At 62.6% G+C, this 19,304-nt stretch carries 12 protein-coding genes and 12 pseudogenes; 18 read left to right on the forward strand and 6 right to left on the reverse strand.

Translation table 11 applies throughout. The features are described from left to right. Positions 1-38: 38 nt before the first annotated feature. From QNJ43_RS26670 to QNJ43_RS03150, 3 genes are read right to left on the reverse strand one after another with little or no spacing between them, the layout of a single operon-like run. Complete coding sequence (locus tag QNJ43_RS26670) at positions 39-185, reverse strand: hypothetical protein (protein WP_346432839.1); 147 nt, start codon at positions 183-185, stop codon at positions 39-41. 15 nt (positions 186-200) lie between these two features. Then, positions 201-542 (reverse strand): DUF1194 domain-containing protein, encoded by a 342-nt coding sequence (locus tag QNJ43_RS26675; RefSeq protein ID WP_346432840.1) that lies wholly within the window; start codon positions 540-542, stop codon positions 201-203. Then, positions 478-726 (reverse strand): DUF1194 domain-containing protein, encoded by a 249-nt coding sequence (locus QNJ43_RS03150; RefSeq protein ID WP_300467349.1) that lies wholly within the window; start codon positions 724-726, stop codon positions 478-480. Before QNJ43_RS03150 ends, QNJ43_RS26675 begins: the two co-directional genes overlap by 65 nt. A gap of 1,007 nt (positions 727-1,733) precedes the next feature. Between QNJ43_RS03150 and QNJ43_RS03155 the strand changes: the two genes are divergently transcribed. The 18 genes and pseudogenes from QNJ43_RS03155 (at position 1,734) to upp (ending at position 16,905) form a co-directional block, all read left to right on the forward strand. Further along, positions 1,734-2,354, forward strand: coding sequence for a sugar-binding domain-containing protein (locus tag QNJ43_RS03155; RefSeq protein WP_300467351.1), 621 nt, complete (start codon positions 1,734-1,736; stop codon positions 2,352-2,354). Positions 2,355-2,528: 174 nt separating this feature from the next. Then, complete coding sequence (locus QNJ43_RS03160) at positions 2,529-3,497, forward strand: BMP family ABC transporter substrate-binding protein (protein WP_300467922.1); 969 nt, start codon at positions 2,529-2,531, stop codon at positions 3,495-3,497. 158 nt (positions 3,498-3,655) lie between these two features. Beyond that, positions 3,656-4,656: pseudogene (locus QNJ43_RS03165) on the forward strand (BMP family ABC transporter substrate-binding protein). Between the two features lie 44 nt (positions 4,657-4,700). Beyond that, positions 4,701-6,238 (forward strand): annotated as a pseudogene (locus QNJ43_RS03170) (ABC transporter ATP-binding protein). A 55-nt stretch (positions 6,239-6,293) separates the two neighbouring features. Further along, the gene (locus tag QNJ43_RS03175) at positions 6,294-7,400 is read left to right on the forward strand and encodes an ABC transporter permease (protein WP_300467353.1); all 1,107 of its coding nucleotides are present in this window, start codon (positions 6,294-6,296) and stop codon (positions 7,398-7,400) included. 11 nt (positions 7,401-7,411) lie between these two features. Continuing rightward, positions 7,412-8,408 (forward strand): annotated as a pseudogene (locus tag QNJ43_RS03180) (ABC transporter permease). A gap of 103 nt (positions 8,409-8,511) precedes the next feature. Then, a pseudogene (locus QNJ43_RS03185) lies at positions 8,512-8,829 on the forward strand (cytidine deaminase); the annotation flags it as partial. Then, positions 8,826-9,647: pseudogene (locus QNJ43_RS03190) on the forward strand (purine-nucleoside phosphorylase). The pseudogenes QNJ43_RS03185 and QNJ43_RS03190, both read left to right, overlap by 4 nt. After that, positions 9,640-10,305 (forward strand): annotated as a pseudogene (gene deoC, locus QNJ43_RS03195) (deoxyribose-phosphate aldolase); the annotation flags it as partial. The pseudogenes QNJ43_RS03190 and deoC, both read left to right, overlap by 8 nt. A 102-nt stretch (positions 10,306-10,407) precedes the next feature. Continuing rightward, a pseudogene (gene deoA / locus QNJ43_RS03200) lies at positions 10,408-11,704 on the forward strand (thymidine phosphorylase). A gap of 93 nt (positions 11,705-11,797) precedes the next feature. Beyond that, positions 11,798-13,001 (forward strand): annotated as a pseudogene (locus QNJ43_RS03205) (phosphopentomutase). A gap of 35 nt (positions 13,002-13,036) precedes the next feature. After that, the gene (locus QNJ43_RS03210; protein ID WP_300467355.1) at positions 13,037-13,168 is read left to right on the forward strand and encodes a hypothetical protein; all 132 of its coding nucleotides are present in this window, start codon (positions 13,037-13,039) and stop codon (positions 13,166-13,168) included. A 15-nt stretch (positions 13,169-13,183) separates the two neighbouring features. Then, positions 13,184-13,705 (forward strand): annotated as a pseudogene (locus QNJ43_RS03215) (phytanoyl-CoA dioxygenase family protein); the annotation flags it as partial. A 55-nt stretch (positions 13,706-13,760) separates the two neighbouring features. Then, the gene (locus tag QNJ43_RS03220) at positions 13,761-13,940 is read left to right on the forward strand and encodes a phytanoyl-CoA dioxygenase family protein (RefSeq protein WP_300467923.1); all 180 of its coding nucleotides are present in this window, start codon (positions 13,761-13,763) and stop codon (positions 13,938-13,940) included. Further along, positions 13,937-14,925, forward strand: a pseudogene (gene add, locus QNJ43_RS03225) (adenosine deaminase). Before QNJ43_RS03220 ends, add begins: the two are co-directional and overlap by 4 nt. Then, positions 14,922-15,458 carry a DUF1688 family protein gene (locus QNJ43_RS03230; protein ID WP_300467357.1) on the forward strand — a complete coding sequence of 179 codons (537 nt, stop codon included), beginning with the start codon at positions 14,922-14,924 and terminating at the stop codon, positions 15,456-15,458. The pseudogene add and the gene QNJ43_RS03230 overlap by 4 nt, the downstream one beginning before the upstream one ends. Positions 15,459-15,649: 191 nt before the next feature. Continuing rightward, the gene (locus QNJ43_RS03235; RefSeq protein ID WP_300467359.1) at positions 15,650-16,021 is read left to right on the forward strand and encodes a DUF1688 family protein; all 372 of its coding nucleotides are present in this window, start codon (positions 15,650-15,652) and stop codon (positions 16,019-16,021) included. A gap of 250 nt (positions 16,022-16,271) precedes the next feature. Further along, positions 16,272-16,905: pseudogene (gene upp / locus QNJ43_RS03240) on the forward strand (uracil phosphoribosyltransferase). Between the two features lie 307 nt (positions 16,906-17,212). Here the strand turns inward: upp and QNJ43_RS03245 are convergent. The 3 genes and pseudogenes from QNJ43_RS03245 to yihA all read right to left on the reverse strand — a co-directional run. Then, positions 17,213-17,338: pseudogene (locus QNJ43_RS03245) on the reverse strand (pyrimidine 5'-nucleotidase); the annotation flags it as partial. 185 nt (positions 17,339-17,523) lie between these two features. Further along, positions 17,524-18,441 (reverse strand): acetylglutamate kinase, encoded by a 918-nt coding sequence (gene argB / locus QNJ43_RS03250; protein WP_300467361.1) that lies wholly within the window; start codon positions 18,439-18,441, stop codon positions 17,524-17,526. 115 nt (positions 18,442-18,556) lie between these two features. Further along, positions 18,557-19,249, reverse strand: a complete 693-nt coding sequence (yihA, locus tag QNJ43_RS03255; protein WP_300467363.1) for a ribosome biogenesis GTP-binding protein YihA/YsxC — start codon at positions 19,247-19,249, stop codon at positions 18,557-18,559. Between the last annotated feature and the right edge of the window lie 55 nt (positions 19,250-19,304).

The raw sequence follows: 19,304 nt of genomic DNA on the forward strand, positions 1-19,304 counted from the left end.
GAGATCTCAGCCTCCCGGCGGGGCGGCAATCGGCCGGATTAGTTGAACAGATTGCAGGCAATCGGCTTGCGGCCGGAGGCGGGATAGAACCGCACCTCGTCGCGCGGAATGAGACCGGCAATCTCCATCACTAGCTTGGTCTTGATCGCCATGCCGAATTCCGCGGTCGAATAGACCGGCACCATGAACGAGCCGGGCCCTCAGATGACGCAGTCCTCGTAATAGTGATCGAGGTTCAGCATGTGATACCAGCCGTTGCCGGTGCCCTTCAGCATCAGCGACAATCCGTTGATGGTGATGCCGTTGGCAATGACATCGTCGCGCGCCGAGGTGACCAGCCCACCCTGGTTGTTCGGCCCGTCGCCCGACATGTCGATGACGCGCTGCAAGCCGTTGAAGATGCTCTTCTCGATATGGGCAACGGAAAAGGCGAGCGCCGCCGCAATGGACGTGCGTTGAACCTGGCGGAGGGGCGATTCAGCGATCTTGGAGGCGAAACTGGCCGCCGTCTCCGGCCCGTCGATCACCTGCCAGTCGGCCACGACATATTGCTCGCCGATCCCGGCCCCATTCCACATACGTGACGGCGATGCGTCCCGTCGGGCCCATGCGGATGGCTTCCATGACTTCCGTGGAGGTGATTGCCTCGACATAGCCGCGCCGTTGAACCTGCTGCTCTTCCTCGTCCATCAACTGGGAGATATCGACGGCCAGCACCAGTTCCACATCGACCTCGGAGGCCGGGTTGTAGGCGTCAAAGTCGGTCGCCTGAGACGGACCGGACAGGGAGCGCCATGATGGCGATCAGGAGCAGGGCGAGCACCATGGTCGCCGCTTTTGTTGTTTCTTCTTTCAGACGCATCGACGGTTCCTCTTTCAATGAACGTGTCTTGGCGTCCTTCTGCTTTGTTCTTTGCTGAAACCCTCAAACCTTGTGCGCAAACGACCTCCCACCGCGCGATCTCGTGTTCGGTTTGAATAAGAGCTGCCCGATTGCATTTTGTGGTGCAGCAATCCGTTTCCGGACTCTACTCAAACCGGGCTCATACGAGCCGATCGGACGCAAAAAATCCGTAATTCTTCTGCATAGTTTCTTGCAAAAATGTGAAATGAATCGCAAAATGAACAATATATTCTTTCATTTTTCTATTAAAAATTAATAAAATTAATCATTTATGCGGATATATATTATTGATTTTTATAGAAAATCACATAAGTGTAGTTCTGCATACTTGCAGTCCTGCGGATAAAATAGGCTCGTGTCGCAAATGTTGGTTGCAGCAAGAATCGAGTCAGATTGCTGTACTGCAATATTTGTGATGTCGGAGGTCGATAGGCGACTCTCTGCGGGCCTTGGTCGTCGTGCCTTGCCGGTCAGATGTGAAAGGCGGAATCGTCTGATATGCGCGATGGACCGGTACGTGTCGCGCAAACGGGCAGAAATCTGTCGCCCCGTTGTGCAATTGCGCCGAAATACGTCATGCTAGGGGAAAAGCTTCGAGGAAAGCCGGCCCGGGCGGACAATCCGCTTGACCCTGACGGTTTGGTATGTGGTGCGTTAAAATTATTCTCAGCCAGTGAAGAATTCTTTACGCCCCTGCGATTGACGAGACGAAGCGGGCTGTCGGCGGGTGTCAACGGCAAAGGGAAGTCCGATCCGGCGACAGGCCGGACTGACAATGGATCATCGGACATGGGCGAGCCCGACGATTGGACGACCTACCTGGCCATACGTGCGGCGTGGCTGTCGTTCATCGGCGGCTGCACCCAGGGCGAAATCGCCGCGCGTCTCCCTTGACGATCTGAGCATCGTTTCGATCTCCGGCTCCCTGACGCGCCGCCTTTCGGCCAATCCCTATGACGTTGTTCAATCGCTGGCGGAGCGCTCCGGCGGTGAGGGCTATTATCTGCCGGTGCCCTATCTGGCCGCGACGATTGCGGAAAAGGACATGTTCCTGAGCCAGCCGAGTGTGCAGGAGCTTCTGGCCCGCGCGCGGCGCTCGGATGTCTTCGTGGTCGGCATCGGCTCCATCGGTGACGATGGGCATTTGCGGCGCATGGGGCTGATTTCGTCGGACGAACAGCAGGCGCTTCAAAAAGTGGGCGCCGTCGGCGACCTGATGGGACGCTTCATCGACATTGACGGCGCCGCGGTCTCGACCCGGCTGAGCGAACAGGCGGTAGGCCTGGGGTTCGAGGACGTGCGCGGCGCACGGGTTCTGGCGCTTTCGGGCGGGATCTCGAAGACCGCTGCGACGCTGTCGGCCCTGCGCACCGGCGTTGTGACCGATCTCGTCGTCGACGAGGTTTTGGCGAAAAGTCTTGCTGAAGCGATCGACGTGAAGGTGCCGTAGCCGGCGTGAGATCGGCGCGGTACGAATGAGCGAAGCGGCGCATGCGCCGTCGATTTCGATTGAAACGGGTTGGCTCGGGGACTTGCCGAAATCGGCGGGCGTCGATGTCGAACAAGGATGGAGGGTTACGTGAAGACGATAGCCAAGCTTATGGGAGCGGTCGCCGTCGCGACCATGATGTCGGGTGCGGCCACGGTCGCGGCCTCGGCTGCGGACACCACGCCTGCGGTCGTCTACGACCTCGGCGGCAAGTTCGACAAGTCGTCCAATGAATCTGCCTACAAGGGGGCCGAGAAATACAAGGTCGACACGGGCACGGCCTATCGCGATTTCGAGATCCAAAACGACAGCCAGCGCGAACAGGGCCTGCGCAATTTCGCCCGCCGCGGCATGAGCCCAATCGTCGGCATCGGCTTTTCCTACGAGCAGGCTATCGAGAAGGTCGCCAAGGAATTCTCCGACACCGAATTTGCGATCGTCGATGCGGCGGTGGACCTGCCCAACGTGCGTTCCGTCCTGTTCAAGGAGCATAAAGGCTCCTACCTCGTTGGCGTCCTCGTCGCGATGGCGTCGAAAATCGGCAAGGTCGGCTTCGTCGGCGGCATGAACATTCCGCTCATCCGCAAGTTTGCCTGCGGCTACGTTCAGGGCGTGAAATCGGTTAGCCCCGATATCGAGGTCATCCAGAACATGACCGGCACGACGGGCGCTGCCTGGAACGATCCGGTGAAGGGCGGCGAGCTCGCCAAGCCGCAGTTCGACAAAGGGATGGACGTTATCTACCACGCCGCCGGCGGCACCGGCATCGGCGTTCTGCAGGCGGTGGCGGATGCGGGCAAGCTCGGCATCGGCGTAGACAGCAACCAGAATGCGCTTCATCCGGGCAACATGCTCACCTCCATGGTCAAGAGCGTGGATGTGGTCGTCTACAAGGTCTTCGAGGACTCCGCCAACGGCAACTGGACATCCGGCGTTCAGGCGCTCGGCCTGAAGGAAGGCGGCGTCGACTGGGCCTATGACGACGACGACAAGGATCTCATTATCGACGAGATGAAGGTGGCCGTCGACAAGGCGCGCGAGGGCATAATCTCCGGCGAGATCAAGGTTCACGACTACATGTCGGATAATTCCTGCCCGATGTGATCCCGGTCCGGTCCCGCGTATGCTCCTGAGCATGGCGCGGGATCGGATAAGAAACGGCAAGGTTCAGAAGAACGGCGAAAAGCGGGAAGGGCGCAGGCACATGCGAACGATGTGGCACATACTGACCGGAAAGGTCGGGCTGGCCGCAACGGTCGGCTCTGCCTGGTCGCGATCCCCGGGGCGCGGCTGCCGACAGCGAGACGCCAGGCCCAGCCATCGTCTATTCCGTCGGCGGCAAGTTCGACGGCTCCTTCAATGAATCCGCTTTTTCCGGCGTCAAACGCTTCACGAAGGATACGGGCGCGGAGGTGCACGAATTCGCGATCGCGCGCGATGCCCAGAGCCTTCAGGCCCTTCGCAATTTCGCCGGTCGCGGCTATGGTGCGCCGATTGTTGCCATCAGCTTCAATCAGGCAGGCGCCGTGGGACAGGCGGTGATGAATTCCCCGATGCTGCCTTCGCCATTGTCGACATGGTCGTCGACAAGCCGAACGTCGCGCCTCCTACGTCTTCAAGGAACAGGAAGGCTCCTATGTCGCCGGGGTTCTGGCGGCGATGGCCACGAAGAACGGCACGATCGGCTTCTTCGGCGGCATGAACATCCCGATCATCCGGCGCTTCCTGTGCGGTTACCGACAGGGTGCGGCGTCCGTCGGCGGCAATGTGATCGTCGTCTTCAAGCAATGTGATCGTCGTCTTCAACATGGCAGGCGATGCGCCCGCCGCCTTCGCCGATCCCGCCCGCGGGGTCGAGCTCGCACGCTCGCAGATCGATCAGGGCGCTGACGTCATCATCCAGGCGGCCGGCGGTACCGGCATTGGCGTGCTTCAGGCCGCAGCCTATGCGGGCGTCCTCGGTATCGGCACTGATTCCAATCAGAACGGCCTGCACCCGGGCCATATGCTGACCTCGATCCGCAAGCGGGTCGACAATGCCGTCTACGAGAGCTTCACGGCCTCGCGCGAGGGACGTTTCGAGCCGGGCGTCCGTGTTCTCGGTCTGGCCGATGGCGGCATGGACTGGGTGCTTGACGAGAACAATGAGAAACTGATCACGCCGGAGATGAAGGCGGTGGCTGAAAAGGCCGTTGCCGACATTTCGAGCGGCCGGATAAAGGTGCACGACGTCCTCGCCGACGGTCTGTGCCCGCTGGAGTGAGCCATGTCGCCGACACCCAACGTTCCCCGGCCGGAGATCCGGTCATGAGCGATGCTTCATCTGCGGTGTCCGCCGTCGAGCTGATCGGCATCGACAAGCGCTTCGGCTCGGTGCGGGCCAACAAGGACATCAACCTCTCCGTCGCCAAGGGCTCGATCCACGGCATTGTCGGCGAGAACGGGGCGGGGGCAAGTCGACCCTGATGTCGATCATCTACGGTTTCTACGCAACCGATGCGGGCGAGATACGTATCGACGGAAAGCCAGTCTCGATCACAGATTCCAAGACTGCGATCGCCAACGGCATTGGCATGATCCACCAGCACTTCATGCTGGTCGACAATTTCACCGTTCTGGAAAACGTCATGCTGGGGGTGGAGGGCGGCCTGCTGCTCAACGCCGGGATCGCGAAGGCGCGAGCCGTGCTGAAACGTCTGGCCGATGACTACGGCCTCGCCGTCGATCTGGATGCGGAAGTGGGAGAGCTGCCTGTCGGCCTGCAACAGCGCATGGAGATCCTGAAAGCGCTCTTTCGCGGTGCCGACATCCTCATTCTGGACGAACCGACCGGCGTGCTGACATCGGCCGAGGCCGACTATCTCTTCTGCATCCTGCGCGACGAGGGCAAGACGGTCCTGCTCATCACTCACAAGCTGCGCGAGATCATGGCCGTGACCGACCATGTCTCCGTCATGCGCCGGGGTGAGCTTGTGGATACCCGCGAAATCGCACAGACCAGCGTCGAAGAGCTTGCCGAACTGATGGTCGGCCGCTCGGTGTTGCTCCGGGTCGACAAGAAACCGGCCGAACCGGGACGCACGGTTCTGGAGGTGGAGGACCTGACCGTGCGCGACGGACGCGGCGTGGTGCGGGTCGGTCACGCCTCTCTTTGCGTGCGTGCGGGAGAGATCGTCGGCATCGCGGGCGTATCCGGCAACGGCCAATCGCAATTGCTGGAAGCGCTCGCCGGTATCCGCACCTGGGAGACAGGGTGCGTCCTCGTCGATGGGCGCGACGTGACGGCGGACGGCGCCGTGGGGCCTGAGGAAATCCGGAACATGGGCGTTGCCCACGTGCCGGAGGACCGGCACCGCATGGGGCTCGTCAACGCGTTTGCGGAATATGAGAACTCCGTTCTCGGCTATCACGGCGATCCGCAATACGGCTCCGGTGCGCTGATGGACATCAAGTCCATGCAGGCCGATGCCCGTGACAAGATCGAGAAATACGATATTCGCCCGCCGTCCTGCACGCTGAAGACCTCGATGTTTTCCGGCGGCAACCAGCAGAAGATCGTGCTGGCGCGCGAGATCGAGCGCGATCCGGTAGTGCTGCTGGTCGGCCAGCCGACGCGCGGCGTCGATATCGGCGCCATCGAATTCATTCACAAGCGACTGCTTGAGCTACGCGATCAGGGCAAGGGCATCCTGCTCGTTTCCGTCGAACTCGACGAGATCCGCATGCTGGCCAACAGGGTTCTGGTGATGTTCGACGGCCGTCTCGTCGGCGAGCGCGCGGCTGACGCGAGCGAACAGGAATTCGGCCTGATGATGTCCGGCGTGACCGAGGAGGCGGCGGAATGAGAAATACACATCACCCACTCGTCGCGGTGTTCGCCCTCCGGCAGGGGAGCGCATCATGAGCCGTGGCAAGCTGCCGAAATGGGTCGATTACGGCTTGCTGCCGGTCCTCAATCTCGCAGCCGCCTTCTTCGTGGCTGGGCTCGTTGTCCTGTTGATCGGCGAGAACCCGCTGGAGGCGGTGAAGATCCTGGTCTGGGGCTCGCTCGGTTTCGGCGAGGGCGTCGGCTACACGCTGTTCTACGCCACCAACTTCATCTTCACCGGGCTGGCGGTCGCCGTCGCCTTCCATGTCGGGCTGTTCAATATCGGCGGCGAGGGACAGGCCTATATCGGCGGTCTCGGCGTCGGGATCGCCTGTCTGGCGCTCGACCGGATCGTGCTCTGGTGGGTGACCTTTCCCGTCGCGGTGGCGGGCGGTGCGGTGTTCGGCGCGGCTTGGGCGCTCGTTCCAGCCTATCTGCAGGCAAAGCGCGGCAGCCATATCGTCATCACGACGATCATGTTCAATTTCATTGCGTCCTCGCTGATGGTCTACCTGCTGGTTAACGTGCTGCAGAAGCCGGGTTCCATGCAGCCGGAGACGCGGAATTTCGAGGCCGGCGGACAATTGCCGCTCATCCGGGACATCCTGCCCGGTCTCGATCTCGGGCAGGCGCCGCTGAACCTGGCCTTCATCCTGGTACTTGCGGCCTGCGTCTTCGTCTGGGTTCTGGTCTGGCACTCGAAACTGGGTTTTGAGATCCGCACTTTTGGTGCGAACCAGACGGCGGCGATCTACGCCGGAATATCGCCGGTCCGGATCGTCATCATCACCATGCTGATTTCCGGCGGGCTTGCCGGTCTGATGGCAATCAACGAGGTGATGGGCTCGCAGACACGTCTCCTTCTGGAATTCACGGCCGGATACGGTTTCGTCGGCATTGCGGTTGCGTTGATGGGCCGGGCCCATCCCATCGGCATCATTCTCGCCTCGATCCTGTTTGGTATGCTCTATCAGGGCGGCGCGGAACTGGCCTTTGAGAAGCCCGCCATCACCCGGGACATGATCGTTGTCATTCAGGGCCTCGTGATCCTGTTCGCTGGGGCGCTGGAGCATGTCTTCCGTCCGTATCTGGAACGGCTTTTCGCCTCCGCGCCGCACCCCGCGGCTCAAGCGACGTAAAGGGGGCGACCATGATCGATTTCTTCTTCGCGATCTTTGCCATCGTCTTCAATCTGTCGACGCTCGATGCCGCCGTCCGGCTGTCGACGCCGCTGCTTCTGGCAGCCCTTGCCGGGCTCTTTTCGGAACGTTCCAGTGTCTTCGACACCGGCCTTGAGGGCAAGATGCTGGCCGCAGCCTTCGCCGCCGGAGTGGTGGCGGGCGTGACGGGATCGGCCTGGCTCGGGCTCGGCGCGGGCATGCTCGTCTCCGTGGCGCTGGCTCTTGTCCACGGCTTTGCCTCCATCACCCATCGTGGCAACCAGATCGTTTCCGGCGTCGCCATCAACTTCTTCGCAGCCGGTCTCACCACGCTTCTGGGGTAGGCTTGGTTCCATCAGGGCGGGCGCACGCCGCAGTTTGGGCACGGGGCGCGCTTCGGCGAACTCAGTTTGCCCGGCGAACAGGCGCTGAAGGACGTGCCGGTTCTGGGCGACGTCTATCTCCATCTGATCTCTGGTCACAACATTTTGGTCTATGCCGCGTTTCTCGCCGTGCCGTTTTCCTGGTGGGTGCTTTATCGCACCCGCTTCGGCCTGCGGCTCAGGGCGGTCGGTGAAAATCCGGCCGCCGTCGACACCGCAGGCATCTCGGTTGCCTGGCTGCGCTATCGCGCTGTGATCGGCACCGGCATCCTGTGCGGCATGACCGGAACCTATCTGTCGATCGCTCAATCGGCGGGCTTCAATCGCGACATGACGGCGGGGCGCGGCTTCATCGCGCTGGCCGCGCTGATCTTTGCCAAATGGAAACCGGTGCTCGCCATGTTCGCCTGCCTGCTCTTTGGCATGCTCGATGCGGTCGCTATCCGTTTGCAGGGGCAGGAAATTCCGGGGATCGGCGTCGTTCCGGTCCAGTTTTTCCAGGCTCTGCTCTATACTCTCACGGGTGATTTTGCTGGCCGGTTTCATCGGCAAGGCAATCCCGCCCAAGGCGGGCGGTACGGCTTACGTCAAGGAGCGTACATGAGCTCGTTCGATGCGCTTTTCGCGGCGGCGAAGGCCGCGCGCGAAAACGCCCATGCCCCTATTCCGGCTACAAGGTCGGCGCGGCCGTAAAGACGCGCGACGGTCGGATCTTTTCGGGCTGCAATGTTGAAAATGCCAGCTATGCGGAAGGCTGGTGCGCGGAGACGACCGCGCTCGGCGCTATGGTCGCGGCGGGCGGGGCGGAGGTGACGGAAGTCGTCGTCCTTGCCGACGGCGAGCGGCTCTGCACGCCGTGTGGCGGCTGCCGTCAACGCCTTGCGGAATTCGCGGGTGCTGACACGCCCGTCCATGTAGCCGGACTGGAGGGACTGCGCCGCACCTTCACGCTCAGTGAGCTGCTGCCCGCAGGATTTGCTCTGGACGACAAGGGTGCTGCCAACGGCGAAGGAGAAACGCGATGACCGGCCACGGACAACAATGCGCCGACATCGTGCGGGCCGCGCGTCCGAGCTCCTACCGGGTCGGGATCGTGCTCGGCTCCGGCCTTGGCTCTCTCGCCGATGCGGTCGAGGATGCCGCGCGCATTTCCTACAATGAATTGCCCGATTTTCCCGTCTCCACCGTCTCCTCCCACGCCAGCGAGCTGATCGTGGGACGATTGGCGGGTCAGGAGGTGGTCGTTCTGGCAGGCCGGGCTCATTACTATGAAAGCGGCGATCCGACCCTCATGCGCACTCCGCTGGAGACGCTGAAGGCACTGGGTTGCGAGATCTTCATCCTCACCAATGCGGCCGGTTCGCTCGATATCGACGTCAAATCCGGCTCGCCGATGCTGATCACCGATCACATCAACTTCTCCGACCTCAATCCGTTGATCGGAGAGGCGAGCGATGCCCGCTTTGTCGACATGAGCGCAGCCTAAGACAAGGACCTGCGCGCGCGTCTGAAAACGGTCGCCGCGACGAAGGGCATCGAACTGGCCGAGGGTGTCTATGCCTGGTTCTCCGGCCCGAGCTTCGAGACGCCGGCCGAAATCCGCATGGCGCGGACGCTGGGGGCGGATGCGGTCGGCATGTCCACCGTGCCGGAGGTGATCCTGGCGCGGTTCCTGGGCCTTCAGGTCGCCGCCGTCTCCACCATCACAAATCTCGCCGCGGTGATGCAGGCCGCGCTGTCTCATGCGGAAACCAAGAAAATGGGACTTGAAGGCGTCGGTCGCCTGACCGCGCTGGTAACGGGGCTTCTGGAAATGCTCGACAAGGATAAGTCCGATGCCTGACTTCGATGCGCGCGCGACTACCGCGCGCACTTTGCCGTTGCTCGATCTGACGGATCTGACCGACGACTGCGACGCCGCCGCAATCCGCGATCTGTGCACGCGCGCGCTCACGCCGCATGAAAACGTCGCCGCCGTCTGCATCTGGTCGCGCTTCGTCGGCCAAGCGAAGGTGCTGCTGGCCAGAACCGGCGTGCGCATCGCAACGGTCGTGAATTTCCCGGGCGGCGATCAGGATATCTCCGAGATCATCGAAGAGACCCAGCAGGCGATTTCCGACGGTGCGGACGAGATCGATTTGGTCATGCCCTACAAAAGCTGGCTTTCCGGCGATCGGGTCGTGGCGGAATCCACCGTCGTGCGGGGGCGTACCGCCTGCATTCCGCCGATCGGGCTGAAGGTCATTCTGGAAACCGGAAAGATCTGCGATCCCGGCCTTATCCGCAAAACCTCCGACATGGCGATTGCCGCGGGCGCCAATTTCATCAAGACCTCCACCGGCAAGGTGCCGGTCAATGCAACGCTCGGTGCTGCCCGCATCATGTTGGAAGCCGTTCGCGAATCCGGGCAGCCGGCAGGGTTCAAGGCCGCCGGGGGCATTCGCGCGGTGGAGGACGCCGCCGCCTATCTGGCGCTGGCCGACGAAATCCTGGGCCCGAAATGGGCAAACGCCGAGACCTTCCGTTTCGGTGCGAGGGGGGCTGCTCGATGCCTTGCTCGCCGAACTCGACGGCCGTCCTGCCGTGGCAGGCGGAGGCTACTGATGCTTGCTCAGGAGATCATCCGCAAGAAGCGCGACGGCGGCACGCTGGCGGCGCACGAGATCGCCGGTTTCATCAAGGGACTGACCGAGGAGACAGTCTCCGAAGGTCAGGCCGCCGCCCTTGCCATGGCGATCTTTTTTCGCGGGCTTTCTGTCGATGAGCGTGTGGCCCTCACACTCGCCATGCGCGACTCCGGCACCGTTCTCGACTGGTCCGATATCGACCGTCCCGTCCTCGACAAGCATTCCACCGGCGGGGTGGGCGACAACGTCTCGCTGATCCTTGCCCCGGCACTTGCCGCCTGCGGCGCGGCCGTGCCGATGATTTCCGGCCGCGGCCTAGGCCATACCGGCGGCACGCTCGACAAGCTCGATTCCATTCCCGGCTACACCCCGCAGCCCGACAACGCGCTATTTCGTAAAGTCGTGGCCGATGTCGACTGTGCGGTCATTGGGCAGACGGCCGATCTGGCGCCCGCCGACAAACGGCTCTATGCGATCCGCGACGTGACAGGCACCGTGGAAAGCCTGGATCTGATCACCGCTTCCATCCTGTCGAAGAAGCCGGCCGCCGGTCTTCAGGGCTTGGTGCTCGACGTCAAATGGGGCTCCGGCGCTTTCATGGGAACGCTTGAGGAGGCGCGCGCGCTGGCGCAGAGCCTCGTCGACGTCGCCAACGGGGCGGGGCTGAAGACGAGCGCGCTCGTCACCAACATGAACGAACCGCTCGCCAGTGCCGCGGGTAATGCGGTGGAGGTGCAGAACGACATCGACTTCCTGACCGGGCGCCATATCGACAACCGTCTTTTCGACGTCACGGCCGCGCTTGGCGGCGAGGTTCTGGCGCCCGGCGGACTGGCCCGCGATGCGGCCGAGGGAACCGAGAAGATGCGCGATGCCTTCGACAGCGGTCGCACGGCGGAGGTATTTGCACGAATGGTCGCCGCCCTTGGCGGACCGCACGATCTGCTGGAAAAGGCGGAGACCTATCTGCCGGTGGCTCCCATCGTGCGCGAGGTTCATGCCGAACGTCACGGGCTCGTCAGCGCGGTTGATACCCGGGTGATCGGCGTTGCGGTGATCGAGTTCGGCGGCGGACGAAATCGATCCGCGCGTCGGCTTTTCGCAGCTTGCCGGTGTCGGCATGGCGGTCGGGCCGGACGACGAGCCGCTGGGAACTGTCCATGCCGCCGACGAAGCGTCCGCGAGGAAAGCGGCCGAAACCCTGCGGGTCACCTATACGATCGGCGGAGAGATGACGGATTACGACGTGATCGGCGAGCGCATCGCGCCTTGACGGGTCACGGACTTCGGAAATTAAACAAGATGGTACTGGAACGCGGCGCCTCTCCCCGGCTCGATGCGCCGGTAAAGACGATGAGGAAACCCAATGGGGCGTGCCATCATGATGGTGCTCGATTCCTTCGGAATCGGAGACGCCGGAGATGCGGACCGTTTCGGTGATGCCGGAGCGGATACGCTCGGCCATATCGCGGAAAACTGTTTGCGCGGGGGAGGCGATCGCGCGGGCCTGCGCTCCGGTCCGCTATCCTTGCCCAATATGGACCGGCTGGGCCTGGGCTCTGCTGCCATCGCCTCAAACGGCATCCACCCACCGGGCCTCGACCGATACGGGGCGCCGACCGGTCTGTGGGGCTATGCGGCTGAGGTTGGACACTCCGTCCGGGCACTGGGAAATCGCGGGCGTTCCGGTGCTCTTCGACTGGAGCTATTTCCCTCAGACCGTGCCGACTTTCCCGCCCGAATTGATCAGCGCCTTTGTGGAACGGGCGGGCCTTCCCGGCATTCTCGGCGACAAGCACGCCTCCGGCACCGAGATAATCAAGGAGCTGGGAGAGGAGCATGTCCGCACCGGCAAGCCCATCTGCTACACCTCCGGCGACAGCGTCTTCCAGATCGCAGTGCACGAGGAGCATTTCGGTCTCGAACGGCTCTACGAGATCGCACGTGAGCTGGTCGATCCCTACAATATCGGCCGTGTCATTGCGCGTCCGTTCATAGGAGAAGCGGCCGAAGATTTTCAGCGTACCGGTAACCGGCGTGACTATTCCGTGCTGCCGCCGGAACCGACCCTGCTCGACCGGGCGAAAGCGGCGGGACGTCAGGTGATCGCCGTCGGCAAGATCTTCGACATCTTCGCCCATCAGGGTGTTACCAAGGTGCTGAAGGTGTCCGGCAACGAGGCGCTGTTCGAAGCCAATCTCAAGGTGATGGATATGGCGGGCGACGGCGATCTGGTCTTCACCAATTTCGTCGATTTCGACATGCTCTACGGCCACCGCCGCGACGTGCCGGGCTATGCCGCCGCACTCGAGGCCTTCGATCGCCGCCTGCCGGAAATCGAGGCGCGCCTGCGGCCCGGCGATCTCGCCCTTCTCACCGCCGATCACGGCTGCGATCCCACATGGCGGCGCGGCACGGACCACACCCGGGAACATGTGCCCGTTCTGGCATTCGGCCCCGGAATCGCGGGCCGCGACATCGGTGCACGGCTGACCTTCGCCGATATCGGCGAGACTGTGGCCGCGCATCTGAGATTCGCACCGGGCAAGCACGGCAAGAGCTTTTTCTAGACCTCAGGAACAGGAGCGCTTTCAGGGAGGACGACATGGAGGCACGGCGCTTCAAGGCGATGGTCGACGGCAGTCTCATGGCGGAGATGGTTGCGGCTTACCGGGAAGATGGATTTCTGTTGCTGGAGGATTTCGTTCCCCCGGCTACCTGCGATGCGTTGCGCTAACGCATTGCGGCGCTCGTGGGTCAGTTCGATCCGGATACGGCCTCGACGGTCTTTTCCACCTCCACCCAGTCCCATGCTCGCGACGACTATTTCCGCACCTCCGGCGACAAGATCCGCTTCTTCTTCGAAGAGGAGGCGTTCGATGAGGAGGGCTATCTCGTCAAGGGCAAGCACGATGCCCTGAACAAGGTCGGCCACGCCCTGCACGATATCGATCCGGTCTTTGCCGCCTTTTCGCATGATGCGCGGCTTGGGCATGTCGCCCGCGATCTTGGGATCCGGGACCCGTTGCTGGCCCAGTCCATGTACATCTTCAAGCCGCCTCATATCGGCGGAGAAGTGAACTGCCATCAGGATTCCACCTTCCTGCACACCACCCCGCTGAGCTGCACCGGCTTCTGGTTTGCGCTGGAAGATGCCGATGACAGCAATGGCGGGCTCTACGGCATTCCTGGCGGTCACGAGGGGCCGTTGCGCACGCGCTTCCATTATCGCATATCGCATATCGCATATCGCATATCGCGGCGACGATCTCGTCATGGAGACACTGGACGAAACGCCCTTCGCCCCGATGAGGAGCATGTCGCGCTCAATGCGCCGAAGGGGAACCCTGGTCGTCCTGCACGGGCTGTTGCCGCACAAATCCGCGCCCAACCGCTCGCCGCGCTCGCGCCATGCCTATGCGGTGCATGTCGTCGACGGGGCGGCTTCTTGGTCGACGGACAACTGGTTGCGGCGCTCCCCCGACATGCCGATGCGTGGCTTCGAATGAACCCGATCGCGGAGCTCCATTGCCATATCGAGGGGGCCGCGCCTCGATCTCGTCCGCCGTCTTGGTGCGCGGCACGGGATCGCGCTCGATGGCCTGTTTACCGCTGATGGTGCCTACGCCTGGCACGACTTCACCTCCTTTCTGGCCGACTATGACCGGGCTACCGCCGTCTTCCGTACCGAGGAGGATTATGCCGATCTCGCCCACGCTCATTTCTCAGGTGCCGCGTGCGAGGGCATGATCTACGGGGAGGTCTTCATCTCGCCCGATCACGCAGCGGCTGCCGGTCTATCCTATGCGAGCTATGTGGCAGGCCTTGCCGCAGGCATCGAGCGTGTGCGGGCGGAGACGGGCGTGGAAGGCCGGATGATCGTCGTCGGCATCCGCCATTTCGGCGAGGAGGCGGTGGAGAAAGCCGCCCGGATCATGGTGGAAGAGCCGCACCCTCTTGTGACCGGCTTCGGCCTGGTCGGGGACGAGCGCCAGGGTCGGGTGCAGGATTTCGCGCGTGCCTTCACGCTCGCCTGGGAGGCGGGCTATGGCCTGACGGCGCACGCGGGCGAATTCGGCGGGCCGGAAAGCGTGGTCGACGTTCTCGACAATCTCGCGGTAACGCGGATCGGCCACGGTGTTCGCGCGATCGAGGATCCCTCTCTGGTTGCCCGTCTGGCGGAGGAGGGGACGGCGCTCGAAGTCTGCCCCGGCTCCAACATTTCGCTCGGGCTCTATGCCGATTTTTCCACCCATCCCATCGGCCGCTTGCGTCGCGGTCACCATCAATTCCGATGATCCGCCGTTCTTCGCCACCACGCTGGCGCGCGATCATGCGGAAACGGCGCATGCGCAAGGGTGGAGCCATGCCGATATCGTGGCGGTGACGCGGACCGCCCCTAATGCCGCCTTCTGCGACGAGGCGACCCGATTGCGTCTTCTGGATCGTCTCGATAGGAACATGTCGGTTCAGTCCGCTGAAAGATCCCTATGACCGAAGATCCCGACGCCACACTTCCGGAAGACGACCTGCCCGACGGGTACGACGAAAAACTTGCCCACAAGGCGCGCGATCTGATGGGCGCGGCGGCCGTGCGCCATCGATCCGATCTGGTGCTGCAGAGCGTGCTCGATGCCAGGCTTGAGCATGTCGAGGTCGATCTTGCGCAACTGGAACCGACCGCCGACCGCATCGCTGCGCTGATCCGCGAGCGCTGGCTCGATCTCGTCCTGCCGTTTCATTCACTCTGGCGACGCTTTGAGGCCGGGGGACATGACCGCTTCGCTGGCCTTGCCGCATCCCGGCAATGGCGCGACGTGCGCGAGATGGGCCGCGCCGCCTTCGACATGGCGCTGGTCAGTGGGTTCATCGGGATCTCCGCCCCGTCTGGTTGGGCCTATGCCGACGGGCTGACGGCGGAAAGCCATTTCGGCGCCGACGGACTGGCAATCGCAAGCCTCGCCATGATCGCAAGCGGATTGTTTTCGGGCGTGCCCCGCGACCCCTTACGCGCCGATGCCGGTTAGCTCGTGCGCGTCTCGGCCGAGGAAATCGTGGCAGGCTTGCAGGCGGCATCGGTTCACGGCGGGATCGACTGCGAGGGCCACGCGATTGCGCTGCGCCGTCTCGGGGAGGCGGTGGGCTTGCGCGACGATCTCTTTGCGCGCGAGGACGATCCACGGCCCGGCGATCTTTTCGATCTTCTGTTCGAGGAGGGGTGTCGGGTTCCGTGTCCGCCGAATGCGTTCTGGAGGTTCTTGTCGACGGTCTGGCTCCCGTCTTTGCCGGAGGCCCGGAGCTCGGCGGCATCCCGCTTGACGATACATGCCGCTTCGACATCGTGAGCGGGGAGGGAATCGATCCGGATACGGTCGGCCTTCTGCCGCTTCATTCGCGCCTGCAACGTCTCGTTGCGGATCTGGCCGAACCGCTTGTCTGGGCGGGAGTTGAAATTCAGGGGCTGGAGCGACTGACCGCGCAAAGCGATGCCGTGGTTGCGGGACTGCTGCTCGATACGGGGCTCGTTCGCCTGCGTGGGGGTAAGGGGGCCTACCGGAGAGCTCGCTATTGCCGATCAATGTACGGTTGAATTGCGGGGACTCACCGTCGCGCTTTTCGACCGACTCGCTGCCTGCCTTTACGCGCTTTTCGACCGTGAGCGGGAGGAAATACCGCTGGCTGGCCTGCTCGAAGGCGTGATGCGGTATGCCGCAGGCAAGATTGCATTGGAAAAGCGGACGAGTCCGTCCCCGATCCTTCTGTTTGTGGCGGCGGACGGGGTACTGTAAGCTGTCAGTGGAAAATGCGGGTCAGGCAGACCAGGAGAAGGAGTTTCCGGCATGAGCACGGCGACCGTCATCGATCATCCGCTGGTGCAGCACAAGCTTACCATCATGCGTGACAAGGAAACCTCCACCTCGAGCTTTCGCCAGCTCCTGCGGGAGATCGAACATCTGATGTGCTACGAGGTCACCCGCGATCTGGCTCTGACCGAGATCACGATCGAGACCCCGATCGCGGAAATGCGGGCGCCCACGTTGGCATGCAAGAAGCTGGTCTTCTGCTCGATCCTGCGCGCCGGTAACGGCCTGCTGGAAGGCATGCTCGATCTCGTGCCCTCCGCCCGCGTCGCCCATATTGGCCTTTATCGCGATCCCAAGACGCTGATCCCGGTGGAATACTATTTCAAGGCGCTGGAGGATCTCGAAGACCGCCTCGTCATCGTGATCGATCCGATGTTGGCAACCGCCAATTCCTCCATCGTCGCTGTGCAGCGGCTGAAGGAGCGTGGCGGGCGCCAAGAACCTGCGCTTCGTCTGCCTGCTGGCGGCGCCCGAAGGCGTCAAGAAGTTCTCCGAAGCCCATCCCGAAGTGCCGATCTTCACCGTCGCGATCGACGAGAAGCTGAACGAGCACGCCTATATCGTTCCCGATCTCGGCGACGCGGGCGATCGAATGTACGGCACGAAATAGGATTAAGCGCTCTGCGCGGGGGCTGGGGCCGTGGCGCCGGCTTCTTTCGTATCCTTGAGAGATTTGATTCCCTCCCCCTACCCCTCCCCCATGGGAGAGGGGATACGTCTGCGTCGTGTTGCGTCGGTTGCTTTTGTACTTGCGGGATTTGGCGGAACTTCATCACCTCTCCATGGGGAGAGGTCGGCGCGCATACGACGGGTGAGGGGGTGTCGGGTTGTCCGCATCCACCTGACAGCGCCCCCTCCATGAGGGGATGCAAGAAGCCCGCTACGCTCTCAGCTTTATCGTCCCGACTGGCGACCGTCAACCGGCTCACATAGTCAACGATCCGGTCGTCTATCTGGGCGAACAGGTTGACCTGTGCGGGATAGAGCGTGTTGTCGAGATCGAAGACCCAGTCGGTGACCGAGCTGAACGAATTCATGGGCATGCGGGAAAGGTTCGTAAGCTTAGGATGGTCGAGGGAGGCCGATCTTCCGGCTTCGGATTAGTGGCGCGCGGGCCGCGCGTCAATCGGGGGAAGTCCTTGGCGGGGGGCCGTTCGTGGCGGGGAAGTCTTTGGCCAGAGCCACTCCGGGAGAGGGCTCCGGCCAGGGGGTGAGCGTGTCAGCCCGGTTATCGGGTTATGAGCGTGCCCGCGCCGCCTTCGGTGAAGAGTTCTAAAAGCACCGCGTGTGGCACCTTGCCATTCAGGATGACGACACCCTCCACGCCGCGGTCGAGCGCGCTGATGCAGGTCTCCACCTTCGGGATCATGCCGCCGGAGATCGTTCCGTCGAGGATCAGGGCGCGCGCCTCAGCGACCGTGAGGTGCTTGAGAAGCGTGCCCGTCTTGTCGAGAACGCCCGGCACGTCGGTCAGGAACATCAGGCGGGAGGCGTTGAGCGCACCTGCGACCGCTCCGGAGAACGTGTCCGCGTTGACGTTGTAGGTCTCGCCGTCCGTCCCCGGCGCCACGGGCGCTACCACGGGGATGAGATTTTCCTTCAGCACCAGTTTCAGAACCGTCGGATCGACCGATTTGGGCTCACCCACGAAGCCAAGATCCACGATCTTCTCGATATTGGAACCGGGATCGACCACCGTGCGCGTCAGCTTGTCAACGATCACCATGCGGCCGTCCTTGCCGCACAGGCCGACCGCGCGGCCGCCTTCGTAGTTGATGGTGTTGACGATGTTCTTGTTGATGCCCCCGGCGAGCACCATCTCCACGATTTCAACCGTCGCCTTGTCGGTGACGCGCAAGCCTCCGCGGAATTCGCTCTTGATGCCGAGCCGTTCCAGCATGGAGCCGATCTGCGGCCCGCCGCCATGCACCACCACCGGATGAACGCCGGACTGGCGCAGCAGCGTGATGTCGCGCGCAAAGGCCCGCGAAAGCCCCGGATCTCCCATCGCATGCCCGCCGTACTTCACCACGATCGTGCGATTGTCGTAGCGCTGCATGTAGGGCAGGGCTTCGGAAATGATGGTGGCGCGGTTCTGCCCCGACGTCGAATGGTTCTGTGAGGCTGTGCTGCTGTCGTCGGTCATGCCCGATCCTGTATCGGTTCGCGAAGCGTCTATAGAACAATTCCGGAGGAAGGGTAAGCGTGAACGCCGCAGGACTTGTCGTCCCTCAATGGTCAGATGCGCGCTGTCGTTCGTCTCAGGGCGTCTCTGATGGGGGATGAAAGCCGCCGATCTCCGCGATGGTCGCGCGCAATTCGTCAATACCCGTCCCCTTTTCGCTCGATGTGGCGATGATTTCGGGAAAGGTCGCCGGGCGTCGGCCGATTGCGTCGTGCGTCTGGGTCACGAGCTTTTCCAATGCCAGCGGCTTCACCTTGTCGGCCTTGGTCAGCACGATCTGATAGGTCACCGCTGCCGTGTCGAGCGCCTTCAGGGCCGCGAGATCGTTTCCCTTCAACCCGTGACGGGCATCCACCAGCACGAAGACCCGGCGCAGGTTCGGTCGTCCGTGCAGATAATCGAAGATCAGGTTCGTCCAGGCATCCACCGTCTTCTTCGGCGCTTCCGCATAGCCGTATCCGGGCATGTCGACGATGGTGACCGGATACGCGGGGCCGAAATCGGGAGCGGAGAAGAAATTGAGAAGCTGGGTGCGACCGGGCGTGTTGGAGGTGCGCGCCAGTCCCTTGCGCCCCGTCACCGCGTTGATCAGGCTCGACTTGCCCACATTGGAGCGCCCCGCGAAGGCAACTTCAACGCCCCGCGGTGCGGCCAGCTGTTCGTAGCGGGCAATCGAGGTCACGAAGCCCCAGGGCCTGGCAAAGAGAAGCCGTCCCGCTTCGAGAGCGGCGGCGCGTGCGTCGATGTCTTCTTCTGGGCTCTGGTCCATGCTTATGTTTCTAGAGCAAGCCGTACTGCGGGGGAACCACCGGCAACGGGATAAG

This window comes from Breoghania sp., from assembly GCF_030066895.1.
Lineage (GTDB): Bacteria > Pseudomonadota > Alphaproteobacteria > Rhizobiales > Stappiaceae > Breoghania.